Genomic DNA, 21,491 nt, shown 5'->3' on the forward strand with positions numbered 1-21,491 from the left:
TGCCCTATATCGAGGCGGCGAAGGAGCCCGGCGCGAAGGGCAAGGGCAAGGTCATCATGGCGACCGTCAAGGGCGACGTGCATGACATCGGCAAGAACATCGTCGGCGTGGTGCTGCAATGTAACGGTTTCGAGGTGGTCGACCTGGGCGTGATGGTGCCGTGGTCGAAGATCCTCGAATCGGCGAACGAGAACGACGCCGATATGATCGGGCTGTCGGGGTTGATCACGCCTTCGCTCGACGAGATGGTTACCGTCGCCGAGGAGATGAAGCGCGCCAAGATGACGATGCCGCTGCTGATCGGCGGGGCGACGACGTCGAAGGTGCACACCGCGCTGAGGATCGCGCCGGCCTATGACGGGCCGGTGGTGCACGTGCTCGACGCGAGCCGCGCGGTCGGGGTGGCGACGACGCTCGTCAGCGACACGATCCGCGACGATTACGTGCTCAAGGTCGCCGACGAGTATGAGGCGGTGCGCGTCGCGCGCGCGGGGCGGACGCAGAGCGATCTGATCCCGCTTCAGGTCGCACGCGACAATGGCTTTAAGGCGGATATGGCGCTCAAGCCGCCCGCGCCCAACCAGCCGGGCCGGCATGTCTTCGCCGACTGGGACCTGGCCGACCTGCGCGAGGTGATCGACTGGACGCCGTTCTTCCGCGCGTGGGAGCTCGCCGGGGTCTATCCCGGCATCCTCGCGGACAAGGTTGTCGGCGAAAGCGCGACCTCGCTGTTCGCCGACGCCAACGCGATGCTCGACAAGGTCGTCGCGGAAAAATGGCTGACCGCGCGCGCGGTGGTCGGGCTGTGGCCGTGCGCACGCTACGAGGACGATGTCGTCGTCGCGCCCGAGGGCGACTGGACCGCCGACCAGCTGCGCTCCTTCGACTTGCTCAATCTGCCCGACGACGAGAGCCATGTCCGCTTGCCGTTCCTGCGCCAGCAGATCGCCAAGCGCGAGGGCCGCGCCAACATGTGCCTGGCCGACTTCATCGATCCCGCGGGCGACTGGATCGGCGGGTTCGCGGTCAGCATCCACGGCATCGAGCCGCACCTCGCGCGGTTCAAGGCGGCGATCGACGATTATTCGGACATCCTGCTCAAGGCGCTCGCCGACCGCTTCGCCGAAGCGCTCGCCGAGCGGCTCCACCAGCATGTTCGCACCACGCTGTGGGGCTATGCCGAGGGCGAGCAGCTGACCAACGAGGCGCTGATCAAGGAGCAATATCGCGGCATCCGGCCCGCGCCGGGCTATCCCGCGTGCCCCGACCACAGCCTCAAGCCGACCCTGTTCAAGCTGCTCGACGCGCACAAGGCGACCGGGATTTCGCTAACCGAAAGCTATGCCATGCTGCCGACCGCGGCGGTCAGTGGCTTCTATTTCGGGCACCCGCAGGCCGAATATTTCGGCGTCGCGCGTGTCGGGATGGACCAGGCCGAGGACTACGCCGCGCGGCGCGGGGCTGACATGGACACCGTCAAGCGCTGGTTGCGTCCCAACCTCGACTGAGACCGATCAGGAGTCGGTGTAGGCGCCCTTGTACCACGCGCCGCCGGCGTCGCTGCACCATTCGGTCGTCACACCCTTCAAGGTGCAATAGACGCGGATGCAGGACTGACCGCCGACATACCAGCAGGTTGCCGAGACCTTTTCACCTGGCTGGGCAAAGCCGCCGGTTTGCCAGCCGTTGCCGTCATTGACGCGTTCGACGACGTTGTTGCCGTCGGTCAGATAGATACGGAGGTGAATATTGCCGCCCGCGTCGAGATAGCTCGTGGCGGCGGTCTGAGCGATGAAGTCCATGCGTCCCTCCCGGTGCGAATGCTCGAATGCGGGACTCGGATTGGCATAGCGCGACGCAACCCGGAAACCTGTTTTACCACCAATCTGAACAGATCACGACTCGGCGACCTGTGCCCATCTGGGGCATCGGGGCGGCGTCTTCATCGGTTCGGCGATGATCTGCGCGTCGTTTTCCGATGTTAACCGTCATTCCAGCTTATCGGACCGGCCGCGTGCACGGATAGCCGCCGGCAAAGGAGTCTACCCATGCGCCGTGCCCTGATCGCCTAGCTCGCTCTCGCCCCAACGCCGCTCGCCGCACAATCGGCCTCCGCACCCTTCACCGTGCAGGAAACCGGCCAAGGCTACGCCAATCTCGACGACGCGGTGCAGTCGATCCGCATGGGCACCGCGACGATCCTGATCGCGCCGGGCGTGTATAGGCAATGTACCGTTCAGGCGGGCGGAAACATCACGTTCAAGGCGGTTCAGCCGGGCACCGCGATCTTCGACGGCGAGGCGTGCGAGGGCAAGGCGGTGTTCGTGCTGCGCGGGTTGAGTTCGGTGGTGGACGGCATCGTGTTCCGCAACATCCGCGTGCCCGACGGCAACGGCGCGGGCATCCGCACCGAAATGGGCAACCTGACCGTGCGCAATTCGATGTTCCTCGACAGCCAGGAAGGTATCCTCGGCGGCCAGCCGACGGGGCAGAAGATCGTGATCGAGCGCTCGACCTTCGCCGGGCTCGGCACGTGCGACGACGCGACCGATTGCGCGCATTCGATCTACCTCGCCAATCAGGGATCGGTGACGATCACGCGATCGCGCTTCGAGCGCGGGCGCGGCGGGCATTACGTCAAGTTGCGCGTGCCCAACCTCTCGATCACCGACAACAGCTTCGACGACAGCGCGGGGCGCAAGACCAATTACATGATCGACTTGAGCGAGGGCGGCACCGGGCTGATCGCGCGGAACACCTTCGCCGACGGGCCGAACAAGGAGAATTGGACCGGCTTCATCGTCGTCGCGGCGGAGGGGCGGACCTATTCGTCGGCGGGGCTGAAGGTCGTCGGCAACGTCGCGACTCTGCCGCCCAATTTCGGGCACAGCCCGGCGTTCGTTGCCAATGTCGGCAGCGATCGTATCGATATCGGCGCAAATAAACTGGCGCCGGGCATCCGCGCGTTCGAGCAGCGCTGAAGTTATTCAAGCATTTTGGTTTCAATTTGACTTGACGATTTACCGACGGCGGATCAGCCTTTTCCTCGTCATTGCTTTCAGCAAAGGGGGACGCGGTCATGTCACGACTGTCGAACGGTATCGCGTTGGGGGTGGCCGGCACGGCCCTGGCGTTGAGTCTGGCCGTACCGGGCCATGGCCAGACGATTCCGACCGATGCGCAGCCGATCTGCGCGGTATCGGCGCCCGCCTTCGCCGCGATGTTCGAAAGCGGGACGCCGACGCTCAACGGCGTGGTCAAGCCCGCCGACAGCCAGGTCAATCTGTCGCCCAATTGCGGGTTCTTCAACTGGACCGAACAGATGTATCTGTGGCTGACGTCGCCCGCGCCGAGCCGCTATGGCGGCGGCGGGCGGATCATGTTCTCGCCGACCTTCTACACCGTCAGTCCGCCGTTCGTGGAGAACGGGCAGACACGGCGCAAATTCATCCAGAACAATCCGCGGCTGCCGATCAATATGTTCCTGCGCGCAACCGAGCTCGGGCCGCACATGTTGCCGGCGACGATCACCAAGACCGGCCAGCTGGTCGAGGTCGCGCGGCCCGATCCGCGCAAGCCGGTCGCGCCGGTGGTGCGGGCGAGCAATGGCGCTTTGGTCCGGCTGACCGACGCCAAGCGCACGTCGTCGGGCGAAGTGCAATTGTTCTCCGCGGGCAAGCCAATCGTGGCGCGCAAACTGACCCTGCCGATGATCAAGCGGCCGATGGTCAAGATGCCGGCAGGGCCGATGATGGCGGTCGTCCCGCGCGCGGAGGTCGCCAACGCGATCCAGGCGCGCAAGATCGTGATCAATGGTTTGCCGATCCTGATCGACAGCAACAGCAACGTGATCGACGTCGAATCGGGCCAGGCCGGCGGTGGTGGCGTGCTGCTGTCGCAGAACGGCTCGCTGATCTATTACATTACCGCGGTCAACGACGTGTTCGCCTATTCGCGCACGATGCGCGGGGCGGCGGTGATCCCCGACAATACGTCGCTGACCATGCCGCTGACCGCGGCGGATGCAAACGCGATCGTCGCCTTCGCGGCGGCGCACGGCCGCACGATCGTCGATCCCGAAGCGCTGGCGATCGAGACCAAGAGCAGCTGGGTCGAGGCAAGCGCGGTGCCGAATCCGCAGGACTACGTCACCGTCCGCGCGACGATCCCGACCTTCACCAAATCGACCGACCCGGTCACGCATGTCGAAACGTGGACGCCGAGCGGGCAAAAGACCGTGACGCTGGCGATGGCCGCGATCCACGTCGTCGGCAGCACGCTGGGGCATGGCGAGATGGTGTGGGGATCGTTCGAGCATTTCGGCAATTCGCCGAATGCCGCCTATACGTATAATTCGACCTCGGGCCCCAATCCCAAGACCGTCCCGCAATCGACCGCCGGCACCTGGCTGTTCGCGCCGAGCAACTCGGCCGGGCCGTTCAATGCCGAAACGGCATCGTGGAACGACGTGACCGGCGCGATCACCGGCGAGCCCGCGGTGCTGCCGATGGCGGTGATGCGGATGCATCCGTGGGGATCAGTCGGCACCAACGCGTCGATGAACACCCAGGTGATCTCCAGCACCGCCAGCATCATGGGGATGTTGTTGGCCGGCGACGTGCGGCGCAATTATTTCCAGATCGGCACGACCTGGACGATCGGCGGCGCCGCACCCAACGGATCGAACGAGGTGGGCACCAATTTGCTCGCCAATTCGACGCTGGAGACGTTCATGCAGGCCAATGCGTCGGGATCGAACCCCGGCACCAACTGCTTCGATTGCCACCAGACCAACAAGACCACGGTGAGCCATTCGTATAACATGCTGAAGCCGTTGTTTTAGGGCCTAATTCACCCTCTCCTTTGGGGGAGGGCCTTTGGCATCTCGATCACGGGCGGTTCGACAATTGAAAGCGGTTCTCGTCGGGGTCGCTGCCGTCGCACAAATGCAGGTCGCCGAATATCTTGACCGGACCCATTCGCGCGCCGCGTGAGACCAGGTCGGCGCGCGCCGCGGCGACGTCGTCGGCGTGGAACACGATCTTGTGCGGGCCTTCGTACTCAGGGCCGACCGTGACGTGCGTGCCCGCGGCGTGGATCGCGATGTTGCAGCCGCCCGCCGATAGATCGGCCCAGCCGTCATCTTCCTCGACCACCGCCAGCCCGAACATGTCGCGGTAGAAATCGCGCATCGCCGCGAAATTGTGCGTGAAGATGATGACGCGGCGCATCTGGTAGCTCATGGGCATGTGCTCCTGGGCCCGCCGTCGAGATCGAGGCAGCGGCCGTCGACATCGCCCGGCGCCAGCGCGAAGCCGAGCAGCGCGGCGAGGCTGGGCATGATGTCGACGGTCTCGACCGACAGCGGTTGCTCGAAACCCTTCATGCCGCGCCGCCAGAACAGGATCGGCACGCGGCGGTCGTAATCCCAGATGCTGCCATGCGTGGCGACCGCGCCGGTGGCGCTGATCCGCGGCGTGATCGAGGTTATGTAGGGTTTGAGGAATACCAGCAGGTCGCCCGAGCGCTGGGGGTCGAACGACGCGCGCGCGCGCTGGAGCAGGCTCCACGTCTCGGGCGGGCCGGACGGGAGTGGCGCGGCGGCAACGTCGTCGCGGGTGAATACCGCCTCGACCTGCGGATGCGCGCGGTAGCGGCGGGCGGTTTCGGCCAGAGCTCTGGCGCGCTCGCTGGGGGTCAGTGCGGCGTCGATCCAGATGTCGCCGTTGACCCCGCCGTAGAGCAATTGCCCCTTCAGCCCGAGCGACGCCGCGATCGCAGGCCCCAGATTCTTCGGCAACAGCTCGGTGGCGACGCGGTCGGCACTCGGCACGCCGCGTTCGCGCTCGCGCTCGGGGATGTCATTGCCGCCATGATCGGCGGTCAGCGCGACTACGTAATCGACCCCGGTCCGGTCGAGCATCGCGAAGAACTGGCCCAACGTGCGGTCTAGATTGGCCAGCTGGATGCACATTTCCGATCCCTCGGTGCCGTAAGCATGCCCAACATAGTCGGTCGCCGACGCGCCGATCGTCAGCACGTCGGTCGACGGCCCGCGGCCGAGCTTCAAATCACGGACCATATCGGTCGCGAGACCGAAGATCGCGGTGTCGAACGCGGGTGAGGCTTTCCACAGATCCACTTTCTTCGCGAGTCGCGCGAAGCGGCCGTTACCGACGGTGCGCCCATTGGCGAGGATCGGACGGTCGACGCCCGCGCACCAGGCTGGCTCGGCAAACGCCGAGCCAGGTCTGGCGATGGCGGCGGTGACGGCTGCGTTGGCGTGGTTGACCGAGGCGGGCACCGCGCGGTCGGTGTAGGAGATGAACCCCTTGCCGTCGCGCCAGAACCAGAGCTGGTCGATCTTGTGCCCGCCCATCAGGATCGCCGCGCGGTCTTTGCCCGCGACCGACACGGTGCGGACGCGCGAATCGGCCGCTTTCATCCGCTCGCCCAGCGTCGGAACGCGCAGATGCATGTCGGAGGCAATGTAATCGTCGTACGTCCCTTTGCTCTCGTCCTCCATGCAATAGACTTCGCCGGGGCGGACCCCGCGCAAATCGAACCAGTCGTTGGCGATGATCCCGGTTCGCGCGGGGCGGTCGCCGGTCATGATCGTCGAATGGCCGGGGCACGTCTCGGTCGCGGCATGCCCCTGATAGCCCGCGGGGAAGACCGCACCGTTCAGCAGCCGCGCGAACCCGCCGGTGAAGCGGTTGCGATACTGCGCGAACAGATCGGCGGAGAATTGATCGACCGAGATCACCACGATCAGCCTGGGCGCCGGTGGCTTGGCGGCTGCAACCGGGGCGGGCGTGTCGCGCGCGGCGCCGGGGCTGGCGAGCAAAAACAAAGCGGCGGGAAGCAATCGGGCGAGGCGCATGGGAACTCCGTAGGCGCGGGAGCCGCGCGCCGCTATGGCGCTGTCGGGGTCGTGGTGACAAGGTAGAGCGATGCGCGCGTTCGGTTTCATGATTGTGACGATGATGCTCGTGCTCGTCGGCTGGACGGCACCCGCACGCGCGGACGCGCCGGGCGATGCCGGTCCGCATCTGCGGATCGCGCTGGTGGCGGAAAGCGACACGCCCAAAGCGGGGAGCGAGGTCGCCGTGGCGATCGACACCAAACCGCAGCCCGGATGGCACGGATACTGGATCAATCCGGGCGACGCCGGCTTTCCGGCGAAACTCGACTGGATGCTGCCGAGCGGCGTGACTGCGGGCGCGCCGGCCTATCCAGCGCCGCAGCGGCTGTTGATCGCCGGGCTGATGAATTACGTGTTCGAACAACCCTATGCTCCGATCGTGATGCTGAAGATTCCCGCCGGGCTGGCGGCCGGGACTCGGCTGCCGATCAAGCTGCACATGAGCTATCTGGTTTGCACCAGCACGTTGTGCGTGCCCGAAACTGGCGATTTCGCGATCACGCTGACGGTCGGCGACGGGACGATCGATTCGGCGCAGCGCGCGCTGTTCGACGGGTGGCGCCGGGCGTTGCCGCAGGCGCTGGGATCGGATGCGACGTACCAGGTGACGGGCGGCACGCTGCACATCGCGGTGCCGTATCCGGCGTCCGCCAACGGCGAGGGAGCGTATTTCTTCCCGACCACCCCCAATGCCATCGACTATGCCGCACCGCAGAGCGTGGCGCGAGACGGCGACTCCTTGATCGTCACGACCAAGGGCAAAAGCGGCGGACCGATCGACGGCGTGCTCAGCGTCGATGGCCGAGCGCTCGCCGTCCGCGCATTGCCTGGCAAGGTTGCCACGCCGACGGCTTCTCCAAGCGGCGGCTGGCTCGCGATCCTGTTCGCATTCGCCGGTGCGGTGGTCGGCGGGCTGATCCTTAACGTCATGCCGTGCGTGTTCCCGATCCTCAGCCTCAAGGCGCTGAGCCTTGCGAAGGCCGGGGGCGACGAAAGCGGCGCGCGGGCGGAGGTATTGGCCTATACCGGCGGCGCGGTCGCGGTGTGCCTCGCGCTGGGCGGCGCGATCCTGGCGTTACGCGCCGGCGGCAGCGCGGTCGGCTGGGCGTTCCAGTTGCAGGATCCGCGCGTCGTCGTGCTTTTGTTGCTGCTGACGGTCGGGATCGCGCTCAATTTCGCCGGATTGTTCGAATTGCCGGTGCCGCGCTTTGCCCAGAAAAGCGGCGCGGGCGGGGCATTCGCGACCGGCGCGCTGGCCGCGTTCGTCGCGACGCCGTGCACCGGGCCGTTCATGGGCGCGGCTTTGGGCGCGGCGCTGGTGCTGCCATGGCCGGCGGCGCTGGCGGTGTTTGCCGGGCTCGGGCTGGGGCTGGCGCTGCCGTTCCTGCTGCTTGGTTTCGTGCCCGCATTGCGGCGCAGACTGCCCAAGCCGGGGGCGTGGATGGACACGCTGCGGCGCATCCTGTCGATCCCGATGTGGCTGACGGCGGTGGCGCTGGCGTGGGTGTTGGGCCGGCAGGCCGGGGTCAACGGCATGGCGCTGGCGCTGCTTGCCGCGCTTGGTTTCGCGATCGTGCTGTGGGCGATGGGGCGCAAGCAGGCGCGCGGGCTGGGCGCCGGCGCCCCGGCGCTGATCATGCTCGCGGCGATCGCGGCCGCGGGCGTCTGGCTGATGCGCCCCGTGCCGCATGTGGCGGTGAGCGATCAGGCCTTCAGTGAAACGAAGCTCGCCGCATTGCGCGGGGCTGGCCGCCCGGTCTTCGCCTATTTCACCGCCGACTGGTGCGTGACGTGCAAGGTCAACGAGCGCGTGGCGATCGACACCGACGCGGTGCAGGCGGCTTTCCGCAAGAAGCGCGTCGCCGTGCTGGTCGGGGACTGGACCAATGGCGACCCGGTGCTCGGCCGCTTTATCGAGGCGCATAATCGCGCCGGCGTGCCGCTCTATCTCTATTATCCCGCGGGCGGCGGCGAGCCGCGCGTGTTGCCCCAGGTGCTGACCCCGTCGATGCTGGAGGAATTATGATCGCGAAGCTCGTTGCCGCCACCGCTGCGTTCCTGTTGCTCGGCGCCGCCGCGCCGCAGGCAACGAGGTTTCCGGCGCCGCCACGCGCCGCGCTGCCGGTGCCGCCCGTTCCGGCCGCGTGGACGATGCCGCACGCGCCGTTCCGCATCACCGGCAACATCTATTATGTCGGGACCGAGGGACTCTCCGCCTATCTGATCGCGACGCCCAAGGGGCTGATCCTGCTCGACGCGACGATGGAGGCGAACGTCCCCGGGATCGAGGCGAACATCCGGTCGCTGGGGTTCAAGCTCAGCGACGTCAAGATTCTGCTCAACAGTCATGCGCATTTCGACCACGCCGGCGGTCTGGCGATGATGAAGCGCGACACCGGCGCGACGCTCGCGGCGATGCGCGGCGACGTCTGGGCGCTCGAGAATGGCCGGCACGACAGCGACCAGAATTATCGCGCCACCTTCGCGCCGGTGAAGGTCGATCGCGTGCTCAAGAGCGGCGACACCGTATCGCTCGGCGGCGTGACGCTGACCGCGATCGCGACGCCCGGTCACACCAAGGGCTGCACGACCTGGCTGATGACCACCAGGACCGAATGGGGCATGAAACGCGTGATCTTTCCGGGCAGCCTGACCGTCGCGGGCAGCAAGTTGGTCGGCAACCGGCAATATCCGGGGATCGCCGCCGATTTCCGTCGGAGCTTCGACCGGATGGCGGTGCTCAAAGCGGACATCGTGCTACCCGCGCACCCCGAACTGGCCGGGGTGACCACGCGCAAGGGGGCCGAGCTCCTGCAGCCGGGACTGCTGGCGAAGCTGGTGGTCGGCGCGCGGGGGGCATTCGAGCAACAGTGGCTCAAGGAAAGTGCGATCGCGCGCTAATCCGCGTCATACCGTTCACCCTTGTGCATTGCAGCAATCCATAGCAGCATGGAACCGCCGCGGCGTGCGGCGCTTTTGGGGGCTGGATGGGAACAGGGCCGGCATTCGACGAGATCATGGGGGACGGCGGAGCGGCGACCGCTCGCGCCGAATTTTCGGCGCTCGGGGCGTGGCTCGACACCACCGATGCCGCCGAGCTTCGCCGCCGCCAGCAATCGGCCGAAGCGACCTTTCGCCAGCTCGGCATAACCTTCGCGGTGTATGGCGACGAAGACGCCAGCGAGCGGATCATCCCGTTCGATATCGTCCCGCGCGTGTTCCTGGCCGACGAATGGAAACGGCTGTCCGAAGGGCTGATCCAGCGCGTCCAGGCGATCAACCTGTTCCTCGACGATATCTATGGCGAGCGGAAGATCCTGAAGGAGGGCATCCTTCCCGACGATTTGATCTTCGGCAATCCGCAGTTCCGCCCCGAAATCGCGGGGATGCGCCCGCCGCACGGCATCTGGGCGCATATTTGCGGGATCGACCTGGTGCGCACGGGGCCGGACGATTTCTTCGTGCTGGAGGACAATGCGCGCACGCCCTCGGGCGTCAGCTATATGCTCGAAAATCGCGAGGCGATGCTGCGGCTGTGTCCCGAACTGTTCCGCCAGTTCCGCGTCGCGGCTGTGGACTCATATCCCGACCGGCTGCTTGCGACGATGAAGTCGGTGGCCCCGCCGGGCACCGGGAGCAACCCGGTGTGCGTCGTGCTGACCCCGGGGCATTTCAATTCTGCCTATTACGAGCACAGCTTCCTCGCAGACTCGATGGGGATCGAGCTGGTCGAGGCGGCGGACCTTATCGTCGACGACGACATCGTGTGGATGCGGACGATCGCGGGACGCGTGAAGGTCGACGTGATCTATCGCCGGATCGACGACGATTATCTTGACCCGCTCGTTTTCCGGCCGGACTCGGCCCTCGGCGTGCGCGGGCTGATCGCGGCCTATGCCGCGGGCAACGTCGCGATCATCAACGCGCCGGGCAACGGCATCGCCGACGACAAGGCGATCTACAGCTATATGCCGGAGATCGTGCGCTATTATACCGGTGCCGAGGCGAAATTGCCCAACGTCCAGACCTTCCGTTGCCGCGAGCCGGAGGCGTTGCAATATACGCTCGATAACCTCGAAGAGCTGGTCGTGAAGCTGGTCGACGGGTCGGGAGGGTACGGTATGCTGGTCGGGCCGACCGCGTCGAAGGACGAGATCGAAAAATTCCGCGCCGCGCTGATCGCCGAGCCGCACCGCTACATCGCGCAGCCGACGCTGGCGCTGTCGACCGTGCCGACGTTGGTCGAGCAGGGGCTCGCCCCGCGCCACGTCGATTTCCGCCCGTTCGTGCTGACCGGATCTAAGGGCATCCAGGTCGTCCCAGGCGGCCTCACCCGCGTCGCTTTGCGCGAGGGATCGTTGGTGGTGAATTCGTCGCAGGGTGGCGGGACCAAGGACAGCTTCGTGTTGATGGATAATGGTCCCCGGCAGCGTCAGTCGCAGGTACCGAACGCATGACCTCCAAATACGCTTCCCCGGCGAAGGCCGGGGCCCAGTTGCGAGCCGCTCGATACTGGGCCCCGGCCTTCGCCGGGGAAGCGTTGATATTTGGAGCATCGGCCTGATGCTCTCGCGCACCGCCTCGTCGCTCTACTGGCTCGGCCGCTATGTCGAGCGCGCCGATTTCATCGCGCGGTTGGTCGAGGCGACCGTGCGGCTCGACGTGCTGTCGCCGCGGCCCGCGGGCGATATCGCCTGGGGCAGCGCGCTGACCGTGATCGAGGCGGCCGATGCGTTCAAGGCGAGCGGGGCGACGATCGGCCAGCAAGCCGTGGCGCGCTTCCTGACGATCGACACGAGCCATCCGGGATCGATCGTCCGCTGCCTCGACATGGCGCGGACCAACGCGCGAGCGGTCCGCACCGCGCTGACTCGCGATGCGTGGACCGGGATCAACCGCGCGTGGCTGGTGTTCGACGGGCGCTCATCGCCCGGCGGCGCGACCGCGACGATGAATTTGATCGAGGCGGTCAAGGCCGAGACGCGCGGGTTCGAGGGCGCGATCCACCATATGCTCAAGAACCAGGCGACGTGGTTCATCCGGCTGGGCCAGGCGGTCGAGCGCGGCGACAACACCGCGCGGTTGCTCGACGTCAAATATCACATTCTGCTGCCCAAGGGCGAACGCGTGGGCGGGGTGGTCGACCGCGATCAGTGGACGACGATCCTTCAGACCGTTTCCGCGGTGACCGCATATCGCTGGCTGTATAACGACGGGCTCAAGCCGGCGAACGTCATCGACTTGCTGATCGCGCGCCACGAATTGCCGCGCAGCCTCGCCGCGTCGGCCGAAGAAGCGGTCGAATTGCTCTCGCAACTCGCCAAGCGCACCGGGCACCACGGCGAGGCCGACCGTATGGCGCGCGCGCGGCACACGCGGATCGCCAAGACGCGATCGGCCGACATCATCGTCAGCGGGCTGCATCAATATCTGGAAAGCTTCCTCGAAGAGAATGCGCGACTGCACTTCGCAATCGGGCGGCAGTTCAAGTTTGCATGAGGATCGCGGTCGATCACACGCTGACCGTCGCCTTTCCCTCTCTCCAGTCACGCGCCACGCTGGCGCTCCGCGTCACGCCCGACGATCATCACGACCAGACGGTGTCGGGGTGGCGGATCGGTCCCGATTGCGACGCGCGGCTGCGCAACGGCCGCGACGGATACGGCAACGTGCTGACGATGGTCTATGCCGAGGGGCCGATCGACGGAATCGAATTCCACGTCACCGGGGAGGTGTTCACGGGGCCGTCGAGCGGCATCCTGAGCCCCGCGCACCCGGAGCCGTTGCCGCCATCCTTGTTCCTGCGTCCCGGCGATGCGACGGCTTCCGATCTGGTCGCGCTGGTGGTCGACGCTGGAGAGGGTGCCGCGGACGCGATCGAGCGGCTGCATCATGTCAACGTCGCGCTCCATCGCCGCGCCGACGATGCTGGCCGTGATGCATTGACGACGAGCTTCGTCGCGGCGGCGCGGCGGCTGGCGTATCCGGCGCGGTGCGTGTCGGGGTATTTGGTTGCGGAAGGCGGCTCGCGGCCGCACGTCTGGGCGGAGGCGCATGTCGCGGGTATCGGATGGGTCGGGTTCGACCCGCTGCTCGGCCTGTCGGCGGGCGAGGACCACGCTCGCGTCGCGAGCGCGCTTGACCTGGCCGGCGTCGCGATGATCGTCGGTATCTAGGCCAGCTCGCCCGACAGCGCGAGCGCTTGCTCGACCGGGTGAACCGGCGGCGAGTAGGTTGCGTTCTCGTCCTGCAGCACCGTCCAGCCGTTCGGCCCCAGCACTTCGAGCGGGCGATAGCGCGTCTTGTAGGCCATCCGCGCCGACCCCTTCACCCAATAGCCGAGATAGACGTAGGACAGCCCGGCGGCACGCGCGCGCAGGATATGGTCCATGATGATGAAATTGCCGAGGCCTGGGCGATCCTCGTCGTCCGCGAGGAAGAAGCTGTAGATCATGCTCAGCCCGTCGGCCTGCTGGTCGGTCAGGCACGCGCCGACCAGCCGCCCGCGCTCGCCGTGCAGGCTGGGCTCGCGATATTCGACGACCACCGAATTGACCGGCGACTGTTCGACCATGTCGGCATAATCGCTATCGTCCATCAGCGTCATCCCGCCCGCAGGATGGCGTGCCGACAGATAGCGGCGGAGCAATTGGAACTGCTCATCGGTTGCCCAGGCGTTGCACGCGTTGACCTCCAAGTCGGCGTGACGGCGCAGCACCTTGCGCTGGCTGGCATTTGGCTTGAAATCGGGTGTCACGACGCGGACCGACACGCACGCCGAACAGCCGGCGCAGCTGGGGCGGTACGCCACCGACTGGCTGCGGCGAAAACCGATCCGGCCCAGCGCGTCATTGAGCTCGCTGGCATGCGCACCGTTGAGCTCGGTGAACACCTTGCGCTCCTGCCGCCCCGGCAAATAGGGGCAGGGCGACGGCGAGGTCACGAAAAAGCGCGGAAAACGGAAAGGCGCAGTCACCGCCGGTTTGTCCCCTAAACGTGCCGGCAAGCCCGGCTGTCGGACGCACCATGAATCAAGCCGCGCATGATGAAAAGCGGCTTTACCATCAAAGAGAGTTAATGGTGGGGGAAGGAGGCGACGAAGCGCGTCGCGGGCAGACAATGACTCACGCGAATCGGGTGCGCAAGGGCACTCGCCGCACGCCCGATTCGTTTTGTCGCAAGCTTCGGTTCAGCCTCGCCAGGATAGCAAGCGGGCGAAGGAGAGTTTCGATGCGTTTGATCACCCTTTGCGCTTTGATCGCGGTTGCCGCCACGCCAGCCTTGGCGCGGCGCGCGAAACCGGCGATGCCGTTGCCGCCGCGCGGCATGGATTACGTCGAAACCGTCTGTACCGGGGGGATCGATGGGCGGTACGAACAGGTCCGCGTGCTGGCCAATGGTCAGGTGCTGAAGATGACGATGCGATCGAACGGCGTCTGGTACGCAACGGCGACACGGCGCGAGGTGGCGAAGATCATGCGCGAGCTCGATCTCGCGCGGTTCGAGCGGCGCGTGGTGCTGCCTGAAAAGCCGTACATCATGGATGGGATCGATTGCTCGCTGACACGCGGCAGCAACGGCCGCACCTATACGCTGACGCTGATGCAGCAGAGCCGATTGAAGCCGCAATATCGCGACCTTGCCAGGGCGCTCGACGATATCAATGAGTTGGGCCGCCGCGCGACCGGGCCGATCCTGCGGTCGGCCTCGCAATAAAGTCAGCCGTCATGCTGAAACGAGTTCAGGGTGACGGTATTTGGTTGGTTGTTATGCCAACTCGACAGGGCTGACCTCGTAATCGGCCGCCTTCAGCGCGGCGACCAGCCGATCGAGATGGTCGCGGTCGCGCGCTTCGCATTCGATCTCGGTGATCAGTCCCTTGGCGGGGAGCGAAGTGAATACGCGCTGGTGGTAGACTTCGATGATGTTGACGCGCTGTTCGTGGAAGATGCGCGCGACGTTGAACAGCGCGCCCGGCTGATCCTGGAGCTGGATGCGCAGCCGCGCGAGGCGGCCCGAGCGCGCGAGGTCGCGCAGCAGCACATTGGCGAGCAACCGTGTATCGATATTGCCCCCGCATAGCACGACGCCGACGGTCTTGCCCTTGAACCGCTCGGGATGCTCGAGCAGCGCTGCGAGGCCCGCCGCGCCAGCCCCTTCAACCACCGACTTCTCGATCTGAAGGAGCAACGCGACCGCATGCTCCAGACTGCGCTCGCTGACCAGGACGATGTCGTCGACCAGCGCTGCGACCATGGCGGAGGTGATCCCGCCCGGCTCCTTGACCGCGATACCCTCGGCCAGCGTGTCGCCGGCGCACGGATATTGCGTGCCCTTGATGCGGTTGTGCATCGACGGGAACAGTTCGGCCTCGACCCCGATCACTTCGATCGGATGGTCCGCGGCTTTGGCGACGACCGCCATTCCGCTGATCAGCCCGCCCCCGCCGATCGGGGTGACGAAGGTGTCGATCGCCGGCACGTCCTCCAGCATCTCGATCGCCACCGTGCCGGCGCCGGCGACGATGCGCGGGTCGTCGAACGGATGGACGAACGTGTAGCCGCGCTCCGCCTCGAGTTCGCGGGCATGCGCGTAGGCGGCGTCGAACGTGTCGCCGAACAGGATGACGGTCGCGCCATGGCCTTCGGTCTGGACGACCTTCACCGTCGGGGTGTTGGTCGGCATGACGATCGTCGCCGGGATGCCGAGGCGGTGGGCATTATAGGCGAGGCCCTGCGCGTGATTGCCCGCGGATGCCGCGATCACACCCTTGGCGCGCGCCGCGTCGTCGAGCTGCAGCAGCGTGTTGAGCGCGCCGCGTTCCTTGTAGGCGGCGGTGAACTGCAGGTTCTCGAACTTGAGATAGACGGTCGCGCCGGTCAGCTCGCTCAGCGTGCGGCTGATCAGCGTCGGCGTGCGAACGATCGCGTCGCGGATGCGGTCGTGTGCGGCGCGGACGTCGTCGATCGTGACGGGGATGGGGGGGAGGGCGGTCATGCCGCGCGACTAGACCATCTGGCGGATCGGGGGAACACCGCTTATGCGCCGGAAATGGCAAGAGTGGCTTTCATCGGACTGGGCGTGATGGGCGCGCCGATCGCGCGGCATCTGGCGGGCGCGGGGCACGAGGTCACGGTCTATAACCGCACGGCGGACAAGGCGGCGGCGTGGGTCGCCGCGCATGGTGGCCGAAGCGCCGCGACGCCCGCCGAGGCGGCGCGAGACCAGGACGCGGTGCTGACGTGCGTCGGCAATGACGAGGACCTCGCGGCGGTGACGCTTGGCGATGACGGCGCGTTCGGCGCGATGCACGAGGGCGCGGTGTTCATCGACCATACCACCGTCTCCGCCGACATCGCCCGGCGGCTGGCGGACGAGGCCGACCGACGTGGCGTGCACGCGTTGGATGCACCGGTGTCGGGCGGACAGGCAGGCGCGGAGAACGGTAAGCTGTCGATCATGTGCGGCGGGTCGGGCAAAGCGATGACACTCGCCGAGCCGTTGATGCACGCTTATGCCGCGCGGACCGTCCATATCGGTGGACCCGGTTCCGGCCAGACAACCAAGATGGTTAATCAGATCGCTATTGCCGGGGTGTTGCAAGGCGTCAGCGAGGCGCTCCGCTTCGCCCAAGCCAGCGAACTCGATCTCGACAAGGTGCTCGAAGCGATCTCCGGCGGCGCGGCGCAAAGCTGGCAGCTGGTCAATCGCTGGCCGACCATGGCGAAGGACGAATTCGACTTCGGCTTCGCGATCGACTGGATGCGCAAGGATCTGGGCCTCGCGCTCGACGAAGCCGGGCGTAATGGCGCGCTGTTGCCGATGACCGCGCTGATCGATCAATTCTACGCCGAAGTGCAGAAGATGGGAGGCGCGCGGCAGGACACCAGCGCGCTCGTGAGGAGATTGCCGAAGTGATTGGATCGTTCCGCAAGCTGGTCGCCGCCGCGATCGCGCTGTCGATGGTCGCGACCCCGGCGCTGGCCGACGGGGTGGTCGACAACGTCAACGGCATGACGATGGACGCCCAAGGACAAGTGATCCACTTTACCGGTCTGGTCATCGGCCGTGACGGCAAGGTCGTGCGGCTGCTGCAATCGGGCGACAAGCGGCCCGATCGCCCCGACTGGCTGTCCAATCAGAAGGGGCGGACGTTGCTGCCCGGGTTTGTCGACGCACACGGCCACGTGATCGACCTGGGTTTCCGCGCGCTCGAACTCGATTTGTCGGACACCAAATCTCTCGACGAGGCCAAGGCGAAGATTGCCGCGTACGTCGCCGCCAATCCCGACAAGAAATGGATCGTCGGCGGCGGCTGGAACCAGGAAAAATGGAAGCTCGGCCGCTTCCCGACCGCCTCCGACCTCGATGCGGTAGTCGCTGACCGCCCGGTCTGGCTCGGCCGCGCCGACGGGCATGCCGCCTGGGCCAACAGCGCTGCGATCAAGGCGGCGGGCGTCACCGCCAAGACCGCGACGCCGGCCGGCGGGCGGATCGAGAAGATCGGGATCGAACCCACCGGCGTGTTCGTCGATGCGGCGATGGGACTGATCGAGAAAGCGGTGCCGCAACCGCTCCCCAAGGACCGCGATTTCGCGCTGCAAAAGGCGCAGGAAATCCTGCTCGCGTTCGGCATCACCGCGACGTCCGACATGGGCACGTCGATGGACGATTGGCTGGCGATGCGCCGGATGGGCGACCGCGGCGCGTTGCTGGTGCGGATCATGAGCTATGGCCTGGGCGTCGAGACCGCGATCCGCGTTGGCGGGAGCGGGCCGACGCCGTGGTTGTACGGCGACAAGCTGCGGATGGGCGGGGTCAAGCTCTACGCCGACGGCGCGCTCGGTTCGCGCGGGGCGTGGTTGCTCAAGCCGTACAGCGACGCGCCGGGCCAGTCGGGTGCGGGGTTTCTGTCCGACACCTTGCTGCAGAATTACATGAGCCGCGCATCGATGGACGGCTGGCAGGTCGCGGTCCATGCGATCGGCGACAAGGCCAACCGTCAGGTGCTCGATGCGATCGAAGCAATGGAGGGGACCTACAAGGGCGACCGCCGCTGGCGGATCGAACACGCACAGATCGTCGATCCCGCCGATCTGCCGCGCTTCGCCAGCCTGAAGGTTATCGCGTCGATGCAGCCGACGCATGCGACATCCGACCGTACGATGGCGGAGGCGCGGCTGGGGCCGGATCGGCTGACCGGCGCCTATGCCTGGGCGACGATGCTGCGCAACGGCGTGAGCCTGGCCTTCGGCAGCGACTATCCGGTCGAAAGCCCCGACCCTTGGGCCGGCTGGGCCGCGGCGTTCACGCGTCAGGATGCGAACGGCGAGCCGTTCGGCGGCTGGCGTCCCGAGGAAAAGGTGACGCGCGAACAGGCGTGGTGGGCGTTCACCGCAGGCGGGGCCTATGCCGGGTTCGCCGAGGATAAGTTCGGTCGCTTGGCGGTGGGGCAGGCGGCGGATTTCATCATCGTCGACCGCGACCCGTTCCTGTCCAGCCCGACCGACCTGCGCGCGACCAAGGTCGAGGAAACGTGGATCGGCGGGGCGAAGGTTTACGTGCGGAAGCCGTAGACAAAGAAAAGGGCCGCGGCGTTTTGCAACGCCGCGGCCCGTCCCCCTTGAACTGTTTCGCTGTTACGCGACCTTCGCTTCGACCACTTCGTCGGGCTCGCGCAGTACATAACCACGGCCCCAAACGGTCTCGATGTAATTCTCGCCGTCGGTCGCCAGACTGAGCTTCTTGCGCAGCTTGCAGATGAAGACGTCGATGATCTTGAGTTCGGGCTCGTCCATCCCGCCGTAAAGGTGGTTGAGGAACATTTCCTTGGTGAGCGTGGTGCCCTTGCGGAGCGAGAGCAGCTCCAGCATTGCATATTCCTTGCCGGTCAGGTGGACGCGCGCGCCGTCGACTTCGACGGTCTTGGCGTCGAGATTGACCGCCAGCTTGCCGGTCTTGATGACCGACTGCGAATGGCCCTTCGAACGGCGGACGACGGCGTGGATACGCGCGGTCAGCTCTTCGCGGTGGAACGGCTTGGTGACGTAATCGTCGGCACCGAAGCCGAAGCTGCGGACCTTCGAATCCATCTCCGAAATGCCCGACAGGATCAGCACCGGCGTCTGGACGCGGGCGACGCGGAGCTTCTTGAGCACGTCGTAACCATGCATGTCCGGCAGGTTGAGGTCGAGCAGGATGATGTCGTAATCATACAGCTTGCCGAGATCCAAACCCTCTTCGCCCAGATCGGTCGAATAGACGTTGAAACCTTCGGTGGTGAGCATGAGCTCGATGGCCTTGGCCGTCGTCGGCTCGTCCTCGATCAGCAGCACGCGCATGCGGCAATTCCCCCGTCTTTCGCTTGGCGCCGCCCCTGTTGGCGACGCGCTGCGACACGTTCCATTAACCTAAGCACATCTGAAGGACAAAGGTTAATTCTTCGCTAACCGGCCTGACTCCACGAGTCGCGGGGAATTACGTAATTGACGGACTCGTTTCGGGTATTGAGTCAATTGGCGGAGTCGATGTTTTCGCCGAGCGTTTCGCGCAGGTAGAGCGTTCGGGTCAGCGCGAAGATCGCCACCAGTAGCGGGGCGGCGAAGACCAGCCCGGCGAGACCGAAAATGTACCCGATCCCGACCATCGCGAACAAGGTGATCGCGGGCGGGATCGCGATCACCTTATTCTGAATGATGGGGGTGACGACCATGTCCTGCGCCAGCCGGACGATCGCGTAGGTCGCGATCGCACCGATCAGCGGGCCTGTCCCGGCATTCGCTGCGAGCCCCAGTGCGGGCAGCATCGCGACGGTCGGACCGATATAGGGAATGAACTCGCTCAGCCCCGCGAGCAGCCCCAGCGCCACGGCGGAGGGCACGCCCGACAGCCACAGCCCGATCCCGATCGACACGCCCATTAGCACCATCAGGATGATCTGCGAGCGCAGCCACAGCCGCAGGTTGCGCCCGAGATCGTCGAACGCGTCGCCGAACGCCTCGCGATTGGCCTTCGGGATGAGTAGCAGCAGACCGTCTCGATAGCGCCGCGGCTCGATCGCGAAGAACATCGCGCCGACGATCAGCAGGATGACGTTGAGCACCAGATCGGCGCCGCCGCGCGCCACGCCGCTCAAGTCCTGCGCCGCTTGTGCGCCGGCATACGCCGCTTCGACTGCCTGAACGATCTTCGCGCCGACCGCCGACTGCGACATCCATGCTGCTAGCCGCGCGAGCAGCGCCGGCGTCTCGACGATCAGCGCGTTGATCTGCGCCCCAAACTGGACCGTCAGCAGCCAGATCAGGAACCCGACCAGCGCCAGCGTCGCCAGCATGGCGATGCCGATGGCGTAGCGCCGCGGCACGCGCAGATGGCGGTGCAGGCGGTCGGCGACGGCGTGGATCGTGATTGCGCCGAGGATCGACCCGAACGCGAGGATGAGAAGGGTGCCAACGCGATACAGCGCGATCGTCAGCGCGCCGATCAGGATGACCAGGATGACGCGGCGGATGAAGCGCGCATCGTCGGCGTCGGGGGCGAGGCGCTTCATGCGCGCGCCGCGCACAACTGACGGAAGCGTTCCGCGAGAAATTCGATCAGCAATTCGACACGCACCGGGCGCAGCGCGCTGGGCGGCGTGACGAGATGGAGCGCAGTCGGCTGGATCGTCCAGTCGGCGAGCAGCACCTCGAGCCGCCCCGCGGCGATCTCCGCATCGACGATGAAATCGGGCAGCCGCGCAATGCCGAGCCCGGCGCGCAGCAGCGGCAGCATCGCGTCGCCACTGTCGGTGGTGAATCGTCCGTTGGGCCGCACCGATACCTCCTCGCCTGCCGCGTTGCGGAACACCCACGCGCTGTTGGGCACATTGGCATAAGCGAACACGTCACGCTCGGCGAGGTCGGCCGGGTGGCGCGGGCGGCCATGCGCGACGACGTAGCCTGGCGAAGCGATGACGTGGCTGGCGATCGGCGCGAGGCGGCGGGCGCGGAGCGAACTGTCGGGCAGATCGGCGATACGCAGCGCGATATCGATCCCCGCCGCGACGATATCGACGCGCGCGTCGGACAGCCGCAAGTCGATCTGCACCGCCGGGTGCGCCGCCATGAACTCGGCGATCGCGGGCGCGACGTGGCTGAGCCCGAAGGTCATCGGCGCGGCGACGCGGATCAGCCCGGCAGGCGCGCTGGCGGCGTCGTGCGCGGTCTCCTCGGCGGCGTGGCCCTCGGCGAGGATGCGCTGGGCGTGCTCGGACAAGGTGTGCCCGGCCTCGGTCAGCGTCAGCCGGCGCGAGGTGCGGTGGAACAGCGAGGTGCCGAGCGACGCTTCGAGCCGGGTGATCGCCTTCGATATCGTCGCCTTCGACACGCCGAGCGACTCGGCCGCGCCGCTGAACGAGCGGTGCTCGGCGACGGTGGCGAAGATCGCCCAGGCTTCGAAATCGGGGAGTTTCACCTTGCCTCCATCGTCACCCTGAACTCGTTTCAGGGTCCATGCGAGCCGATAGCCGCAAGTAATCCGCTTGAGGCACGCGGTTCGCCTGGATGCTGAAACAAGTTCAGCATGA

General features: G+C 66.3%; 19 protein-coding genes. 11 read left to right on the forward strand and 8 right to left on the reverse strand.

What is annotated here, in order from left to right; all coding sequences use genetic code 11:
- The coding region (locus JWM94_RS15430) for a vitamin B12 dependent-methionine synthase activation domain-containing protein (protein ID WP_299429017.1) at window positions 1-1,508 on the forward strand (1,508 nt) is incomplete at its 5' end.
- 6 nt (window positions 1,509-1,514) lie between these two features.
- Here the strand turns inward: JWM94_RS15430 and JWM94_RS15435 are convergent.
- Complete coding sequence (locus JWM94_RS15435; RefSeq protein WP_299429019.1) at window positions 1,515-1,802, reverse strand: hypothetical protein; 288 nt, start codon at window positions 1,800-1,802, stop codon at window positions 1,515-1,517.
- A gap of 324 nt (window positions 1,803-2,126) precedes the next feature.
- Here JWM94_RS15435 and JWM94_RS15440 point away from each other — a divergent pair, with 324 nt between their 5' ends.
- Together JWM94_RS15440 and JWM94_RS15445 are read left to right on the forward strand one after the other, a co-directional pair.
- Window positions 2,127-2,981: a right-handed parallel beta-helix repeat-containing protein gene (locus JWM94_RS15440; RefSeq protein WP_299429021.1), complete on the forward strand. Its 855-nt coding sequence runs from the start codon at window positions 2,127-2,129 to the stop codon at window positions 2,979-2,981.
- A gap of 98 nt (window positions 2,982-3,079) precedes the next feature.
- Window positions 3,080-4,843, forward strand: coding sequence for a hypothetical protein (locus tag JWM94_RS15445; protein ID WP_299429023.1), 1,764 nt, complete (start codon window positions 3,080-3,082; stop codon window positions 4,841-4,843).
- Window positions 4,844-4,889: 46 nt separating this feature from the next.
- Here JWM94_RS15445 and JWM94_RS15450 read toward each other — a convergent pair whose 3' ends face one another.
- Both JWM94_RS15450 and JWM94_RS15455 read right to left on the reverse strand, forming a co-directional pair.
- Window positions 4,890-5,243, reverse strand: coding sequence for a VOC family protein (locus JWM94_RS15450; protein ID WP_299429025.1), 354 nt, complete (start codon window positions 5,241-5,243; stop codon window positions 4,890-4,892).
- Complete coding sequence (locus JWM94_RS15455) at window positions 5,240-6,883, reverse strand: alkaline phosphatase family protein (RefSeq protein ID WP_299429026.1); 1,644 nt, start codon at window positions 6,881-6,883, stop codon at window positions 5,240-5,242. The genes JWM94_RS15450 and JWM94_RS15455 overlap by 4 nt, the downstream gene beginning before the upstream one ends.
- 70 nt (window positions 6,884-6,953) lie before the next feature.
- Here JWM94_RS15455 and JWM94_RS15460 point away from each other — a divergent pair, with 70 nt between their 5' ends.
- The 5 genes from JWM94_RS15460 to JWM94_RS15480 all read left to right on the forward strand — a co-directional run bounded on the left by JWM94_RS15460 (window position 6,954) and on the right by JWM94_RS15480 (window position 13,101).
- On the forward strand, window positions 6,954-8,951 hold the full coding sequence (locus tag JWM94_RS15460) for a thioredoxin family protein (RefSeq protein WP_299429028.1): 1,998 nt from the start codon (window positions 6,954-6,956) through the stop codon (window positions 8,949-8,951).
- Window positions 8,948-9,826: a subclass B3 metallo-beta-lactamase gene (bla, locus tag JWM94_RS15465; protein WP_299429030.1), complete on the forward strand. Its 879-nt coding sequence runs from the start codon at window positions 8,948-8,950 to the stop codon at window positions 9,824-9,826. Before JWM94_RS15460 ends, bla begins: the two co-directional genes overlap by 4 nt.
- An 86-nt stretch (window positions 9,827-9,912) precedes the next feature.
- A complete protein-coding gene (locus JWM94_RS15470) occupies window positions 9,913-11,382 on the forward strand; it encodes a circularly permuted type 2 ATP-grasp protein (RefSeq protein ID WP_299429032.1) in 1,470 nt (489 codons plus the stop codon).
- Between the two features lie 106 nt (window positions 11,383-11,488).
- Window positions 11,489-12,424 (forward strand): alpha-E domain-containing protein, encoded by a 936-nt coding sequence (locus JWM94_RS15475; RefSeq protein ID WP_299429034.1) that lies wholly within the window; start codon window positions 11,489-11,491, stop codon window positions 12,422-12,424.
- Window positions 12,421-13,101, forward strand: a complete 681-nt coding sequence (locus JWM94_RS15480; protein WP_299429036.1) for a transglutaminase family protein — start codon at window positions 12,421-12,423, stop codon at window positions 13,099-13,101. The genes JWM94_RS15475 and JWM94_RS15480 overlap by 4 nt, the downstream gene beginning before the upstream one ends.
- On the opposite strand, the gene JWM94_RS15485 is transcribed toward JWM94_RS15480, so the two are convergent.
- Complete coding sequence (locus JWM94_RS15485; protein WP_299429038.1) at window positions 13,098-13,901, reverse strand: arginyltransferase; 804 nt, start codon at window positions 13,899-13,901, stop codon at window positions 13,098-13,100. The genes JWM94_RS15480 and JWM94_RS15485 overlap by 4 nt on opposite strands.
- A 254-nt stretch (window positions 13,902-14,155) precedes the next feature.
- Between JWM94_RS15485 and JWM94_RS15490 the strand changes: the two genes are divergently transcribed.
- Window positions 14,156-14,641, forward strand: coding sequence for a hypothetical protein (locus JWM94_RS15490; protein ID WP_299429040.1), 486 nt, complete (start codon window positions 14,156-14,158; stop codon window positions 14,639-14,641).
- A gap of 51 nt (window positions 14,642-14,692) precedes the next feature.
- Here the strand turns inward: JWM94_RS15490 and JWM94_RS15495 are convergent, their stop codons facing one another.
- Window positions 14,693-15,922, reverse strand: coding sequence for a threonine ammonia-lyase (locus JWM94_RS15495; protein ID WP_299429042.1), 1,230 nt, complete (start codon window positions 15,920-15,922; stop codon window positions 14,693-14,695).
- 54 nt (window positions 15,923-15,976) lie between these two features.
- Here JWM94_RS15495 and JWM94_RS15500 point away from each other — a divergent pair, with 54 nt between their 5' ends.
- Window positions 15,977-16,843: an NAD(P)-dependent oxidoreductase gene (locus JWM94_RS15500; RefSeq protein ID WP_299429044.1), complete on the forward strand. Its 867-nt coding sequence runs from the start codon at window positions 15,977-15,979 to the stop codon at window positions 16,841-16,843.
- Between the two features lie 44 nt (window positions 16,844-16,887).
- Window positions 16,888-18,501, forward strand: coding sequence for an amidohydrolase family protein (locus tag JWM94_RS15505; RefSeq protein ID WP_299429098.1), 1,614 nt, complete (start codon window positions 16,888-16,890; stop codon window positions 18,499-18,501).
- A 63-nt stretch (window positions 18,502-18,564) separates the two neighbouring features.
- On the opposite strand, the gene ctrA is transcribed toward JWM94_RS15505, so the two are convergent.
- The 3 genes from ctrA to JWM94_RS15520 form a co-directional block, all read right to left on the reverse strand.
- Entirely contained in the window at window positions 18,565-19,266 is a 702-nt protein-coding gene (gene ctrA / locus JWM94_RS15510; protein WP_299429046.1) for a response regulator transcription factor CtrA, read from the reverse strand.
- Between the two features lie 170 nt (window positions 19,267-19,436).
- On the reverse strand, window positions 19,437-20,474 hold the full coding sequence (locus tag JWM94_RS15515; RefSeq protein WP_299429048.1) for an AI-2E family transporter: 1,038 nt from the start codon (window positions 20,472-20,474) through the stop codon (window positions 19,437-19,439).
- Window positions 20,471-21,379, reverse strand: a complete 909-nt coding sequence (locus tag JWM94_RS15520; RefSeq protein WP_299429050.1) for a LysR family transcriptional regulator — start codon at window positions 21,377-21,379, stop codon at window positions 20,471-20,473. Before JWM94_RS15520 ends, JWM94_RS15515 begins: the two co-directional genes overlap by 4 nt.
- Between the last annotated feature and the right edge of the window lie 112 nt (window positions 21,380-21,491).

Source organism: Sphingomonas bacterium (assembly GCF_028289855.1).
GTDB lineage: Bacteria > Pseudomonadota > Alphaproteobacteria > Sphingomonadales > Sphingomonadaceae > Sphingomonas.